The sequence below is a fragment of the Paenibacillus pseudetheri genome, from assembly GCF_924513355.1.
In the GTDB taxonomy this organism is placed as follows: domain Bacteria; phylum Bacillota; class Bacilli; order Paenibacillales; family Paenibacillaceae; genus Paenibacillus_AQ; species Paenibacillus_AQ pseudetheri.
The window spans coordinates 1-14751 of the sequence record NZ_CAKMAB010000031.1; the positions used below are offsets into that span (position 1 = coordinate 1).

The 14751-nt window shown below is 43.0% G+C and carries 16 protein-coding genes; 5 read left to right on the top strand and 11 right to left on the bottom strand.

The window, feature by feature from the left end:
* Positions 1–182: 182 nt before the first annotated feature.
* Entirely contained in the window at positions 183–2135 is a 1953-nt protein-coding gene (uvrC, locus tag L1028_RS22065; RefSeq protein WP_279306903.1) for an excinuclease ABC subunit UvrC, read from the bottom strand.
* Between the two features lie 121 nt (positions 2136–2256).
* Entirely contained in the window at positions 2257–2574 is a 318-nt protein-coding gene (gene trxA, locus L1028_RS22070; protein WP_042130884.1) for a thioredoxin, read from the bottom strand.
* 358 nt (positions 2575–2932) lie between these two features.
* Between trxA and L1028_RS22075 the strand changes: the two genes are divergently transcribed.
* Positions 2933–3088 (top strand): YqzM family protein, encoded by a 156-nt coding sequence (locus tag L1028_RS22075; protein ID WP_094871648.1) that lies wholly within the window; start codon positions 2933–2935, stop codon positions 3086–3088.
* A gap of 165 nt (positions 3089–3253) precedes the next feature.
* Here the strand turns inward: L1028_RS22075 and dnaI are convergent, their stop codons facing one another.
* The 3 genes from dnaI to L1028_RS22090 all read right to left on the bottom strand — a co-directional run bounded on the left by dnaI (position 3254) and on the right by L1028_RS22090 (position 6351).
* Positions 3254–4210, bottom strand: a complete 957-nt coding sequence (gene dnaI / locus L1028_RS22080) for a primosomal protein DnaI (protein ID WP_234539736.1) — start codon at positions 4208–4210, stop codon at positions 3254–3256.
* Between the two features lie 18 nt (positions 4211–4228).
* The gene (locus L1028_RS22085) at positions 4229–5767 is read right to left on the bottom strand and encodes a replication initiation and membrane attachment family protein (protein ID WP_060625553.1); all 1539 of its coding nucleotides are present in this window, start codon (positions 5765–5767) and stop codon (positions 4229–4231) included.
* Between the two features lie 287 nt (positions 5768–6054).
* Positions 6055–6351 carry a YuiB family protein gene (locus L1028_RS22090; protein ID WP_042130887.1) on the bottom strand — a complete coding sequence of 99 codons (297 nt, stop codon included), beginning with the start codon at positions 6349–6351 and terminating at the stop codon, positions 6055–6057.
* A gap of 416 nt (positions 6352–6767) precedes the next feature.
* On the opposite strand from L1028_RS22090, the gene hemQ reads away from it, so the two are divergent.
* Positions 6768–7520 carry a hydrogen peroxide-dependent heme synthase gene (gene hemQ, locus L1028_RS22095; protein ID WP_234539739.1) on the top strand — a complete coding sequence of 251 codons (753 nt, stop codon included), beginning with the start codon at positions 6768–6770 and terminating at the stop codon, positions 7518–7520.
* A 59-nt stretch (positions 7521–7579) separates the two neighbouring features.
* Here hemQ and L1028_RS22100 read toward each other — a convergent pair whose 3' ends face one another.
* Positions 7580–7852 carry a hypothetical protein gene (locus tag L1028_RS22100; RefSeq protein ID WP_234539741.1) on the bottom strand — a complete coding sequence of 91 codons (273 nt, stop codon included), beginning with the start codon at positions 7850–7852 and terminating at the stop codon, positions 7580–7582.
* 1 nt (position 7853) lies between these two features.
* Complete coding sequence (locus tag L1028_RS22105) at positions 7854–9047, bottom strand: NAD(P)/FAD-dependent oxidoreductase (RefSeq protein WP_042130890.1); 1194 nt, start codon at positions 9045–9047, stop codon at positions 7854–7856.
* 331 nt (positions 9048–9378) lie between these two features.
* Between L1028_RS22105 and L1028_RS22110 the strand changes: the two genes are divergently transcribed.
* Entirely contained in the window at positions 9379–10353 is a 975-nt protein-coding gene (locus tag L1028_RS22110; RefSeq protein ID WP_234539856.1) for an NAD(P)/FAD-dependent oxidoreductase, read from the top strand.
* 131 nt (positions 10354–10484) lie between these two features.
* Here the strand turns inward: L1028_RS22110 and sda are convergent, their stop codons facing one another.
* Together sda and L1028_RS22120 are read right to left on the bottom strand one after the other, a co-directional pair.
* Complete coding sequence (gene sda, locus L1028_RS22115) at positions 10485–10628, bottom strand: sporulation histidine kinase inhibitor Sda (RefSeq protein ID WP_036685584.1); 144 nt, start codon at positions 10626–10628, stop codon at positions 10485–10487.
* A gap of 314 nt (positions 10629–10942) precedes the next feature.
* Entirely contained in the window at positions 10943–11605 is a 663-nt protein-coding gene (locus L1028_RS22120; protein WP_234539742.1) for a YheC/YheD family protein, read from the bottom strand.
* Between the two features lie 330 nt (positions 11606–11935).
* Here L1028_RS22120 and L1028_RS22125 point away from each other — a divergent pair, with 330 nt between their 5' ends.
* Positions 11936–12145, top strand: a complete 210-nt coding sequence (locus L1028_RS22125) for a hypothetical protein (protein WP_042130893.1) — start codon at positions 11936–11938, stop codon at positions 12143–12145.
* A 172-nt stretch (positions 12146–12317) separates the two neighbouring features.
* On the opposite strand, the gene L1028_RS22130 is transcribed toward L1028_RS22125, so the two are convergent.
* On the bottom strand, positions 12318–12770 hold the full coding sequence (locus L1028_RS22130; protein ID WP_234539744.1) for a GNAT family N-acetyltransferase: 453 nt from the start codon (positions 12768–12770) through the stop codon (positions 12318–12320).
* Between the two features lie 101 nt (positions 12771–12871).
* Positions 12872–13231 carry a HesB/IscA family protein gene (locus L1028_RS22135; protein ID WP_234539746.1) on the bottom strand — a complete coding sequence of 120 codons (360 nt, stop codon included), beginning with the start codon at positions 13229–13231 and terminating at the stop codon, positions 12872–12874.
* Positions 13232–13603: 372 nt separating this feature from the next.
* Between L1028_RS22135 and mqnE the strand changes: the two genes are divergently transcribed.
* The gene (gene mqnE, locus L1028_RS22140) at positions 13604–14710 is read left to right on the top strand and encodes an aminofutalosine synthase MqnE (RefSeq protein WP_076285245.1); all 1107 of its coding nucleotides are present in this window, start codon (positions 13604–13606) and stop codon (positions 14708–14710) included.
* The last annotated feature ends 41 nt before the right edge of the window (positions 14711–14751 follow it).

Consider the following 14751-nt stretch of genomic DNA (forward strand, 5'->3'; position numbering starts at 1 on the left):
AACTCCGAGCGATATCAATGGGCATTAAAAAAGATGACTCCCGATGAATTCAGGAGTCACCTATTAACCGCTTCTTAAAGGTCTTCTTTTTTAAACTTTCCACAAATACGGTCACAGTTCAAAACTGCTATGACACCTTTTTTTATATTTACGCGTATGCATCTTTCCAGCATTTCGAATGCCTATGTCGCCGGCTCTTCATCCTTGAGCGCCTCAAGAATTTGACTAGCCAGCTTTTCGCCAATAGAAAGTGATTTGAAATCCTCTATGGAGGCTTCTTTAATTTTCTTTAGCGATCCGAAATGCTTAAGCAGTGCCTTGCGCCGCTTTTCGCCTATACCTGGTATGGCGTCCAGTTTAGAAGTAACCATAGACTTTCCACGTTGTTCACGGTGGAAGGTGATAGCGAATCTATGCACCTCATCCTGAATTCGCTGCAACAAGTAAAATTCCTGACTATCCCGAGCCAGAGCGACAGGCTCTGGCGGATCTCCAACCAAAAGCTGAGCCGTCTTATGCTTATCATCCTTAACGAGACCGCAAACCGGGATGAATAGCCCCAGCTCGTTCTCCAGAATATCAATAGCTGAGGATATCTGTCCTTTACCACCATCGACTACGATAAGATCTGGTATCGGCAGGTTCTCTTTCAGCACCCGTTCATACCGCCGCCTGATGACCTCGCGCATCGTTCCATAATCATCCGCACCCACTACCGTACGAACCTTATATTTACGATACTCTTTTCGTGCGGGCTTGCCATCAATGAAGACAACCATCGCAGAGACCGGATTAGTCCCTTGAATATTCGAGTTATCGAACGCTTCGATCCGGCTTAAGCGTTCAAGACCTAAGCTCTCGCCTAAGCTCATTGCAGCACCAGAGGTACGTACTTCATCCCGTTCAATAAGCCGGAACTTCTCGTCGATTGCGACTGTGGCATTTTGGCAGGCCATACCGACCATCTGCTTCTTGAGGCCACGCTGTGGCACTAGCACTTTGGTGCCGAGCCACTCCTGTAGAATAGTAGCGCCACCTGCAGCATCAACGACACCTGCTGCCGATGCTTCCGCAGCGGCCATTTCACGTGCCTCAGCTTCTTCAGGCGATTCTGGGGTATCTTCCCCCTTCTGTAGATCTTCTTCGGCTGGAGCAGCAATGACAATCGCCGGTTTAGCTTCTTTATCAACCACTGCTTCCTCGTCAAGCACATCCGGCAGAAGAATCTCCTGCGGCAGGGCAGGATTATCACTGTAATACTGCGTCACATAAGACATAAAGTCACTGTAGGCTTCCCCATAGAACGGAAAGACAGAAGAGTGGCGCTGAATCATCTTCCCTTGTCTCATGTACAGAATCTGTACACACATCCACCCCTTGTCTACAGCATAACCAAATACGTCTCGATCCTTAGTATCTGTGGTGTTAATCTTTTGTTTCTCCATCAATGCATCAATATGGATAATCTGATCCCGCAGTTCCTTCGCCCGTTCAAAATATAATTCCTCAGCAGCTTCCTGCATCTTCTGCTGTAGATCCTTCTTAACCGCATCATGACCTCCGCTCAGAAAAGCAGCGATATCTTGCGTAATCTGCTCGTACTCGGATTTCTGCACTTCCTTCTCACACGGCGCCAAGCATTGGCCCATGTGATAGTAAAGACAGACCTCCTTTGGCATTACGCCACATTTACGGAGCGGATACATACGATCAAGGAGCTTTTTCGTTTGCTGTGCAGCATAACCATTAGGATAAGGGCCGAAATATTTTGCTTTATCTTTAATCACCCGGCGTGTGACTTCAAGCCGAGGGTGAGTTTCATTCGTTATTTTGATATAAGGAAATGTCTTATCGTCCTTCAGAAGTACGTTATAACGCGGCATATGCTTCTTAATCAGATTGCACTCAAGAATGAGCGCTTCCATGTTACTGGACGTAACAATATATTCGAAATCAGCAATATTAGCGACAAGTCGCTGGGTTTTACCATTATGACTGCCTGTAAAATAAGAGCGAACCCGGTTCTTAAGTACCTTGGCTTTACCCACATAAATAATGGTGCCTTCTTCATTCTTCATCAGATAGCACCCGGGCAGGTCGGGTAATAGAGCCAGTTTGTTGCGGATGTTGTCCAAAATGATCCCCTCCAGCTAAATTGGACCCATAATTAATTGGTATTCAGCACACAAAACGCCTCCGGAATGAACCGAAGGCGCTGAGCGGCAGGGCCGAGGCCCGAACAGTAGCATTTAACAATTATTGATGTTTAGCTACGATATTTTTCAGGGATTCTTTGGAGTTCAATCCCACAACTTTATCTACCGGTTGACCGTCTTTGAAGAAGATCAGAGTTGGGATACTCATAACGCCAAAACGGGAAGCCGTTTCCGGATTCTCATCCACATTCAATTTTGCAATCTTCACGCTGTCTCCCAGCTCTGCGGACAATTCGTCCAAGATTGGAGCAATCATCTTACAAGGACCACACCAAGGAGCCCAGAAGTCTACTACTACAGTACCTTGACCTTCCACTTCGTTACTGAAGGTTTGGTCAGACACGTTCACGATAGCCATGATATTGTTCCTCCTCTAAAGTTTTACGAAACATTACTCCATTCTAAAACAAAGCTTAGTTTATGGAAGCTGCTCCGAAAATATAAGTTAATAAATTGTTTCATGTAATATGATAACCAAATTACCAATTACCGACACAATTCCAGTATAACATATCTTTAAGGGATATGTTATATATCACATACAATTATATTGCTCTCAAACTAATTTTATTTACGTTACTCTTTTCTTTACAATCTCCCCAGCCTTTCGGTATACTCTAAGAAAGCGCATTAAATGTCAATGACTTATTTCATAATGGTCAACTCAATTTGCATCTTAACAATACAGGCATTGTCCCTGTAAGGAGGCAGAAGCTATGGATGTCAACGCGCAAGTACGGGACCCACGAGAACATATCAACGAAGAACCCCGCAATGATCTAGGCGATTTAATGAATGGATTTTTCGGAATGACTGCATTTATGACCGTTGTCTTTTTCGGCATGGTTATCATTAAGTTCATTTCGGAGTAAGGGAATCATCGCAATATAAACAGAGGCCGTCTCAAAAGTAGTGAATGCTACTTAGGGGGTGGCTTCTTTTTTTGAGAGTAAATAAGAAAAAACAGAGAGCAGCGATTCTCCAGTAAAAGGAGAATCGCTGCTCTTTTGAATGTTACGGTTATGAATATTTCAAGTTCATCTAATCGTCCCCCGTTGATTCTCCCCATGCAGTGGAATAACATCCACAAAAGGAGCAATACGATCCATCAAACGTTGGCCTTTATAAATCTCCTCGCCATCCTTGCTTGTAAAGCTAAGATGTTTCTCCAAGCCATCAAGCGGATAATTCGAGGTATAGAAGGTTGGCTTACGGTTCATCCGATAATTCAGAATCGCACCAAGCACATGATCACGAGCCCATGGATTCAAGTTCTCCGCACCAATATCATCAAAAATAAGTAAATCACAGTTTTTCATCGTATCCACGGTTTCCTTCATCTTCTGACCATCCATCATGATTGACTTCAAATCCTCGATAAAATCTGGCATATATACGATAACTCCAGTATAGCCGGCAACAGCAAGCTCATGAAGCAAGTAACACATCAGAAACGTTTTGCCTGTTCCGAAAGTCCCATGTACATAAATCCCGCGCGAGTTCAGACCATCTTCTTTAACGCTCGTGATATAATCAAATATTTTATTAACCGCTGAGACCCGACGTGGATCCTTACCCATAATATCTATTTCATCATAACCGCCATTAAGCACACGCTCGTCAACATAAAAGCTACGGATACGTTTGCGGATGCTATCCTGATTATCCTGTGCCACTTTAAGTCGGCATGCCGTCTTGCGTTCATATAAGTCCGCCGAACCATTCACGCTCTCGACCGTAAGTTTGCTAAAGTGACCAGGGAAATCATTCGGACATTTCTCTAGACCCGGACAGTTCGCACAGTGACGGCTTTCCTCTACATATTGATACAGGCGGCTCATATGAAGCCGCAGACGCGAATCGTCCAGCTCAGGATGTTCAGACTGTAATGCCTTCACAAGTGGATGATTGAATAATTCCTGTTCAAGATCGCGTTGACGCTGCCGTAGAGTTGGATTGTTGATCGAACGAAGCACATCGCCCATAGACTCCATAGTTCCACCTCTCTTTCATTACGGCGCTTGGGAAACGCCTTTTTTCTTGTTGGCTTTAATTTCTGCCGCTTTCTTCATCATCGCCGCGAATTCTTCTTCCGATACCGTTCCGGCACTTCCATCGTCCAGCACAATCGGGATTTCCGGTTTAGCGGATCGGCCGGTATTTTTGGCATATGAACGTGATCGAGATCCTGCCGCCGTGTTAGTTGTGGCTCCCTTGCCTTTCACTTTGGACTGATCCCTGATATATTTCACAGCCTTTTCGTAGGTGTTCACCTGTTTAACCAGCATATTGGAAGCGATAGCCTCCACAAAATTGCGGTTCATTCGCTGTTCTCCACCTGAGGCTACCATAGTCATTAAATAATGAATAAGTACATTGATTACTTCACCGCTTAGCTTATAGTTCAAATCTATTTTCTCGAACATATCCATCAAATGACTGGGTACTGCACCTGGGAAAAAGGTTTGAAGCAGCCGCGTATAAGGTTCGTTCCGCAGCATCATATTATATTGGTGAATGTCACATTTGGACAAAAATTGTGGTGGTACTTCTACATAATACTCCATCTCTACAGATTGCTCCGGTGGTGCTATAGAATCATCATTCTCTTCAGAGGCACTGGAACGAATGGAAACAACCTTAGCAGCAGCAATTTCACGCTTTTCTTGTCGTTTCATATCCTGCCTGAAATGCTGGCTCGCTTTATATTGCAGTGCATCCAGTATTACTTCGCCTTCCGGTGAGAACACGCCATCCTCATCCAGCAGACGACATAAATCCTGTGGACTGAGTTCATACTTATGAGCTACATAGTTAATAACGCCCATTTGAGTATGGTCAAAACGCAGTTTTTCTACATGAGCCCGGTTCACGGACTCCCTTGGAAAACGCAAAATAATATCACTATATCCAATCGCTTGTTCTCCAGATTCACGCATGCCAGGCTGACGTACAGTGGCTACTTCTGCAAGTGCCTGCTCCAGTTCATAATCAATGACATGTGTATTAAGTTGAAAAATATCATAAAAAGGCACGGAGATATTCTCTTTGCCAATGGATCTGCGACTCCACTCTTCTGGCTCTCGATTCCAGAATTGTTCCCGTAAGGACAGCACAGCAAATTTGCCGATTTTATCGCGTAACAGCAACGTCAAATGCTGAGTTGCAAAAAAGTCAGCTGGCGATAGCGGCGGCATAAGCTCATATTCATATAAGTAATCGTCAGTTTCCGGTACATAGATTCGACAGGTCTGTAGCAGACCTACCGCTTCTAACCGGGAAGCCTGATCTATTAAATATTTGCGGCCTTTCTCATTCGGTTCAACGCCTAGCGTCATAAATAACCTGCGCTGTTGCTCCACTCCAGAATAGCCAATGCTATCTGCTGGCACATGTTCAACCAGCAAGCGATAGAAACTGATTGCAAAAGCTCCTACCATAGGCTGATACACAGAGCTAAGCATACGTCCATCTATAACACTAAGACCAAATTCGCGGGAAACGCAGTACCGATGATGTTCGGTGAAATGATGTAAGTTACTCATGCGCATCTACGGATACCCCCTTGTTTTCACGAATTCATACAGGATTCTATTCTATCATAAAAAACGTCGCCGGAAATGTAAATAAACTACCAATTCCGACTCTTTTCGCATATAATCAGCTTTTTCTTACGAATATCTACCTCTATTAAACAAGAAGAAACGGCTTCGCTGTCCTCTGAGAGAGGAAGGTTCCGTTTCTCGCTGAATTTCAAAATTGATTCTTAGCGTAGTAAGTTTATATGTTCAAAAAAAACGACTCTCACATCAGAGCCGCAGGTCTTCCAATTAAATCTTTAAAACATCTTGTAACCGCCAAAGCGCAGTTTTTGAATGGTCCATCCACTCAATATAGCACCTGCAAGACCAGCGACACCAGTTAAGTAATCAACAAAGTGGAAACTGGAAAGATGCTCCCAGAGCGACATCGCGCTTCTATCCCAAATAGAATAGACTACGACGGGCAGAATAATAAGTACGAATAGATAAGCGGGAAACCAGGTTGTCTTCATTAACATGTTAAGAATAAATCCAATACCAAACATCATCACAAAGAATAAAACGGTTAGGATAAACACTGGAATAAACCCCATCTTACCGTCACTACCCCTTTCTATAAAGAAGCGCACATCTTATACGAACTAGTAGTAAGTTTACTAGAAAAAATGTCACGAAGCAATGAACTTTATTCAAAATTAGGTCTAATACTCTTACAACGGAATGTCATCATTTGCTCTAAGCAACTTGATTGCGATACAATGCATATAGATTAATAAATCATACATAGTCTATGATGCAGGAGCTTCGTAGCTAGTTTTACGCGACGTTATTTCAAGCGGAGCCTATGCTTCGTAAAACAAAGCGTATGCTTCCGATGCAAGTTTTACGCGATGTTATTTCAAGCGGAGCCTATGCTTCGTAAAACAAAGCGTATGCTTCCGATGCAAGTTTTACGCGAAGTTGTTTCAAGCGGAGCCTATGCTTCGTAAAACTTTTAAGGAGTGAGATCATGAACGAAGCAGCTATGACACTGGAAGGCTGGTATGCATTGCATGACTTCCGCTCACTGAACTGGACCGCATGGACGGCAGCAGATGATGAAGAACGTGCCGTTGCTCTGGAAGAATTACACGCTTTTATGCAAGAATGGAGTCCTGTCGAAGAAGCCAAACAAGGCAGCTCCGCGGTATATTCCATCATTGGCCAGAAGGCCGATTTCGTAATGATGTTCTTGCGCGAAAGCTTGGAAGATCTTAACCAGCTTGAGACGGCCTTTAACAAAATCGCTTTTGCTCAATATACAACTAAAGCCTATTCCTACGTAAGTATTGTTGAATTAAGCAATTACCTTGCGGGGGGCAGCGACGGCAGTGATCCTATGCAGAATCCACATGTTATCGCACGTCTAAAACCTGTTTTGCCGCAAGCGAAGCATATTTGCTTCTATCCAATGAACAAGAAACGCGAGCTCGCCGATAACTGGTATATGCTTGATATGGATAAACGTCGGGAGCTGATGGCTTCTCACGGATTAATCGGGCGTGGTTATGCTGGTAAGGTGAAGCAGATTATCACCGGCTCCGTAGGTTTTGATGATTGGGAATGGGGCGTAACTCTGTTCGCTGAAGATCCGCTGCAATTCAAGAAGTTGGTCTACGAAATGCGCTTTGACGAAGTCAGTGCTCGCTACGGCGAATTCGGACCTTTCTATGTCGGCAACCTGCTGACTGAGGATTCTTTCGAGGAAATGCTTAAATTGTAATAGTAATAACAAAAAGGGTGATTCTCCAGATCTTTATGGAGAATCACCCTTTTAAAATGCTATAACCCTGCTTCCTCATCCTCTTCGCTGTCATCTTCATCATCACGCAGACTTTCTAAATATTCAGCTGTAGCCCGGTCACGCGCTCGCCCTTTTTCCTTTAAGCGTTCAATGCCAGGGAGAATTAGCAGATCAATTTCTTTTTGAACAACATACGCTAGATCGTACTGATTCTGATCCTCCAGATAAGATCCAACCTCAATCAGTCCGTTATACCGGTCCAATTCTTCTCGGGTCAGCAATCCACGCACCTGCACGCTGCAGTGACGCATCTTATAAGAATCTTCCTTTTTTCAGAACCAGCGGAATCCCACCGATAATGAACAAATAGCGCATATCCACAACTTTTTTCAATTGAGCTGCAGTCCAGCCCTTGTAAGTTTTGCTGCCAACTACAGCAATCCCTTGACCTTTACCTAGAGAAGCTACTGTTCCTTTATTGCTGAATGCGAATTTCTTTGGTTGTTGATTACGGATTGCAGCCACCAAATTATGAGCACAGCACTCTCCCTGTTGCATAGCAATTTGTGCCGTTGGCGGGTAAGGACGCCCTTCCGGGTTAATCATCAAGGAGCCGTCTCCAATAATGAAGATATTGTCTTGGCCTGGTGCACGTAAGTATTCATCTACTTTTACACGTCCACGCATAGCTTCAAATCCTGCAGCTTCAATCAGACGATTTCCCCGAATTCCGCCTGTCCAGACAATTGTAGAAGCCTTAATCTCTTCGCCTGATGCCAGAATTACACCGTTTGGAAGACATTCCTTGATCGCAACGCCCATCTTGAATGTAACACCCTTCTTAGTGAGCAGGTTCATCGCATACTCAACAAGTTCAGGAGCAAATCCTGGCAGAGCTGTTGGAGCAGCTTCTATGTTATATATGTTTACCATGCTTGGATCAACGTCAAACTCTTTGCACAAACCAGGGATGCGGTCAGCTAATTCGGCCACAAACTCAATTCCGCTAAAGCCGGCACCACCGACTACGAAATTGATATGCTCCTGAGCATTGTTCTCGTTCTTATATTTGGCAAATTGATACTCAATATGTTCACGAATCAAACGAACGGAGTTGATGCTCCGGATCGTCAGTGCGTATTTATCAAGTCCTGGAATACCGAATGTTTCAGGCTCTCCGCCCAAAGCAATGACAAGATAGTCATACGAAAGAGTACCATCCTCCAAAATAATCTTTTTCTGCTGGGTACGAATTTCCTGAACAGATGACTTAACGAGATCGATCTTGAATTCATCGATTAGTTTAGAAATAGACACCCGAGTGTGTTCAATACTATCTGTACCCGCAGCAGGCATATGTAGATGGGTAGTAAAATAGTGGTACTCGTGACGGTTTACAAGCGTGACATCCGCTTCATTATAATTCAAAGCCTTCTGTAAGCGCTGTGCGGTCAAAATACCCCCATAGCCCGCGCCTAAGATTACGATTTTGGGAATACTACTCATGTTCCGGCTCCTTCCAAGAGGTAAATCTGTCTTTGTATTTTTTATTGAAACAATGTACGGTCCTTTTTGTGAATTTATACACTTATAATTAGAAGAAATTCCAATCAAACTTAAAGGATTTCTAAATTGACCATATCCATTGTAAACCTTAGTGTACTATTAATCAAACATTAAAATACTAAAAAACGTCACATTCTTATCGTGTTCTAAAGTCTTTCTTTGCAGGTATGTGTCACAGTGTTTATAATAAGAAAGAATACAAGTATGGCAAAATGAATATATCAACTCGGAGGTGTAATATCCCGTGACACAAGAGCAATCCGGCGTTCCTATGAGCGACCTTTTAATCATAGGTGGCGGTCCAGCTGGCATGTTTGCCGCATTTTACGGTGGGATGCGTCAGGCATCAGTAACACTTATTGAAAGTATGCCCCAATTGGGAGGACAACTTGCTGCACTTTATCCTGAAAAATACATTTATGATGTAGCAGGTTTTCCAAAAGTAACTGCACAAGAATTGGTTGACAACCTGACACGGCAAATGGATATGTTCCAATCGAATATCCGGCTGGAGGAGAAAGTAATTTCTGTTCAGAAACGGGACGAACGCCATTTTGTAGTTACAACCGATGTAGCAGAATATCACAGTAAAGCTATTATCATTACAGCTGGCGTAGGCGCTTTTGAACCTCGCCGTTTAGAACTGCCAGACGCAGGACGGTTTGAAAAAGCTAACCTTCATTATTTTGTAAATGATTTAAATGCCTTTAAAGATAAAAAAGTTCTGATTAGCGGTGGTGGAGATTCCGCAGTAGACTGGGCACTAATGCTGGAACCGATCGCGGAGCAAGTAACCCTGATTCACCGCCGGGATAAATTCCGTGCGCATGAGCACAGCGTAGAGAATCTGATGGCTTCCAAAGTTAACGTAATTACACCTACTGAAATTACAGAACTGCATGGTGACGAGTTTATTACTAAGGTTACTTTATCCCATATAAAGACCAAGGAAACACAAGAAATCGAAGTCGACAGTGTAATCGTCAATTTCGGATTTATTTCCTCTCTGGGACCCATTGCAGAGTGGGGTATCGATATTGAAGGAAACTCCATTGTCGTTGACTCACGTATGGAAACGAGTATTCCGGGAATCTTTGCAGCCGGTGATATCACCACATATCCAGGTAAGCTGAAGCTAATTGCTGTAGGATTCGGCGAAGCCCCAACGGCTGTGAATAACGCAAAAGTCTACATCGATCCGGAAGCCAAGCTTTCACCAGGACACAGTAGTAATATGAAACTCTAATTCTATCTACCACAATAAAAAAGGGTATTCTGACAGGCCTATCAATACCAGCCTATCAGGATACCCTTTTATGTTTGTGACTCGCGGTTTATTTATATGTAGCCTGCTACAAAGGGATACTTTGCGCTCTTTTAATGAAGAACCGCATGAACTGGAGAGTGTAAGTTTCGTTTGCGAATCTCAACGAGTAGAAGAGCGATGAAATCATGCTCTAGTTGCAGTTCTATCGCTCTATGGTAAGAGTCTAGAAGCATCTCATCGGACAATTCAACCATAACGTTCATCTACCTTTCCTGTATTTGGATCTGAATCTATCATATCAAACTATCATTTTTCGAACAAGCGTTCGCGTTATCCACAAGTACATGTGGAAATCCTGTGTATAATATGTGCGTAAGCGTTACAAAGGTGATAACTGCACAGTGGAATATGGGGATAATAGTTATACACAGGATTGAACCACTTGTATACAGCTAAAAATATATTTTTATTGTAAATAAATCACAATATAATTCACCCCAAAAGAACGCAACTAAACGCAATTTTATCTTACTACTCTATTATCGTCAATTCTAAAATTTTTGTTAATTTACTGAGGCCTTGTATTAACCTCCAGAATCCATATTTTACCTGAATAATCCACAGCGTAATCAAAACCCAGTTCGCCTATTCCCGGGAAATGCCGCTCCATCAGTTCGATACATACGAGCGTTAGCCTGCGCATTTCTGCTTTCTTCGCTGAAGCTTTAATTCGGGGCAACGATCTGCGAAGCCCTTCTCGACAAGAAAGCATCGTGCCTCCTTTGCATAAATTAGTTACGAACAGGCCGGGCCGAGCCAATCTTCCCACCATAGAGCGAAACTCCCAAACTCCACCATTTCTCACTACTTTAACCCGATAATCAATAGGACGCCCACCAATTCGGGCGAGAGAAATTCCCTGTTGGATCAAATATTTACGTCTAACCTTGACGAAATGAAGCGCTCGTCTCATAGATCTGAAGTCCTTGTAAATTCGAGTTCTGTCCATATAAGTAAATCCATAACCCCGATTATCCCGAAACACTTTAATTACACCGTAGCCTCCACCGCCAACTATTGGTTTAATAACAACATTTCCATATCTCCGGAGCATGGCTAACAGTGAGTCAGCCGAATACACCCTCGTCATTGGTATATAATGGGAAACCCTCGCGTCACTGAGCAATGCTTCTGTCTTCAACCATTTGCTAGCCAATTGTCTTCCTGACATTGTCCTTTCCCTCCTTTCACATTCCAGCCTACCCTATACATTACTCAGAAAAGGTCCCGCCCTCTTGTATGATTGTCCGTGTAGGAAGAAGCTCTTAGCAAAAAGGGCTTAGAGCTTGTATCGACAACATTATCAACATCGCTGGGTTAGATTGCAGATTTTGTAGAACCTCATCCCTGAACATTCGACATCTAAATCGCAATGGATGAGTTCACTATAACTAGAATAATCTTCAAAATCATTGTATTATTAATAGCGGTTACATTTTCAATTCCTACTATATAATAATGAATTAGAGGCTCGTTAAAAAAAGCGAGGGGAGGGCTCGGAATGGCACAGTTTTTCGAGGTTTTATATTGGGTGGCCATGCTTGGGATGTCCATCGTATTGGCTGGAACAACTATACTGATCTGCGCTATTGGCTTTAAATTCATTAAAGACAGACGCAGAGCACTGGGTGCTGGCTGTATTGCCTTTTCTCTTGGAGCCGCGGCGCTCATCGTGTTTATGATTAATTACAAGTTTATTATTCCAGCCTAATTGTACGCAGGAAGCAAAAACGCCTTCAACGTCCCTTAAGGACGGTATGCGTTTTGCGAGAAATATAAGGATAATGTATAACGTGAAACCTATACTTTCTTATATTTGAACAAACAAAAGCCCTCTCGAGGAATTCCATCAGAGGGCTTCTGTTTGTATATCACTCATATATCTATATATCTAGCGAAAGACGGATCATATCCACTACTTTGATCCCATTTTCAACAATCTCTTCACTATAATGTCTGATAAAAAAGTCTCTATCGATTCCGGTAATTCTAAATCCACATTTCTGATAAAGAGCCAGTTGTCCTACACTAGAATTTCCCGTACCCACTTCAATCGTCTTCGCACCAAGTAATCTCGCATTCTGAATCGCATGATAGACCAACTGCTTTCCTATCCCTTTACTTTGCTGATTCTCATCAACGGCTATATTCACTAGCTCCACTGTCTCAGGCCTCGTTTGTAGCAAAACATAGACACCTATAATGCAATTCTCCACTTCAGCTACAAAACATTGCCCTCTTTTTAAATACGCTTCAACAAGACTTAGGGAAGGATCTGCTAATAACAACAAATGCAAGGGAGGTTGTTCTTCTGCGTTTAATTTCCTAATTAGCATGCTCATAGCTCCTTGTGATGACTTTTGTCATTGAGAATAAAAAAAGCCTCCAAGCCCGTGTTGTAGAACTCAACATGGGGCTTGGAGGCGTAACATCGCGATTAGCAAGGCTCTTCGTTCGGTTTCCCTGCATCCGTAGCTGTACGGAAGCTTGAGCCACAGCCGCATGTTGCAGTAGCGTTCGGGTTATTAATGGTGAAGCCGCCCGTCATGCCGGATTCTTCAAAATCAATTTCGAGACCATCCAGGTAACGAAGATTCTCTTTCTCCACGACAACCTTCATTCCTTGGATGTCCATATATACGTCCTGATCGCTTTCATTATCATCAAAGCCCATAGCATATGAGAATCCGCTGCAACCGCCAGGCGTTACTCCAATACGGAGGAACATGTTCGGCACTTCTTGTTCAGCAAGCATCGCCTTTAATTGTTCTGCTGCCTTTTCGCTAATATTAATCATGATCATATCCTCCTATAAATTAGACTTCCTTCTAAAGAAAAACTTATGTTTAAGAGACCTTACGGTCAAAAGTTACTTTCTTAAAAATATATACTTAATAAACTTAGTATAACCGACTATTCCATTACCCTCAAGTCACAACTGCCTTATGCTTAACCTGCCCCACCAAAATAAACCATCCATATCCAGCTGTTGATCCCCTTATAAGAGAGGTTTATAATAAGGAAGGCAAACATAAGTAAAAATTCGGAAATTTGTCACGGAGGCTAAACCTCCGCTTTATGATCATGAATGAACAGCTACCGTCTGGGTAAGTCTGGGAATTATCTGCGGGCAATGGACCCCGTAAAACTTTCAGGAGGAATTTATTATATGTCTACTCTTTTCACCCCCCAAACAGACGCCCGAATGATGAACATTATTGAAAAAGTTCGCGGCGGCGAAAGATTGAATTTAGAAGATGGCGTTTATTTATATCAAAGTAACGACCTACTTACGATTGGCCAGCTAGCAAATGAAGTCAATCTCGCAAAGAACAACAACAGGGTATATTTTATCGAAAACATGAGTTTATATTTCACCAATGTTTGCGAATCTCACTGCGCATTCTGCAATTTCCGCAAAGATGATGGAGAAGAGGGTGCTTATACCCTTTCCGGTCAGGAAATGGTGCAATATGTCGAACAGCATATTCATCCAGGTGTGCGCGAATTCCATATCGTCGGCGGTCATAATGACAAGGTTCCTTTCCAGTATTATGTGGATTCTTTAAAAGCCTTGAATGAACGTTTCCCTGAGGTAACCTTAAAAGCATACACTGCAGCCGAAATCGATTTTTTCACCCGAATTAGCGGATTGAGTATTCGTGAGGTACTGGAGCAGCTGCGTGCTGCAGGACTTAAGACGCTTACTGGTGGTGGCGCAGAAATATTATCCGATCAATACCGTAAAAAAATGCGTGTAGATAAGGCTAATGTGGAAGAATATCTGGAAGTTCACCGAACAGCACATCAGCTTGGCATGAAGACACATACAACTATGCTCTACGGCTCGATTGAATCTCATGAAGATCGTATCCGGCACATGATGCAGATCCGCGATCTACAGGATGAAACCAATGGCTTTATGGTATTCATTCCATTATCTATGCAGCCTAAGAACAAGAATGCAGGGATTATGCGCCGCAACTCCGCTTATGAGGATCTGAAGACGATTGCGATCAGCAGATTGATGCTGGATAATTTCGATCACATCAAAGCCTACTTTATTAATATCGGTCCTCAGCTTACTCAAGTTGCACTGAACTTCGGTGCTTCTGACGTACATGGTACTATTCTTAAAGAACGCATTAGCCATGCGGCTGGTGCCTTAACACCTGAAGGCCTCACTCGCGATGAATTGATCTGGTTAGTGAAAGGTGCTGGACGAATTCCAGTAGAACGCGACACGTTCTACAATGCGATAAAGGTATACGAATAAAAGACTACCTAGATCCGTTATCCTATATTGGAAAGGAAGTT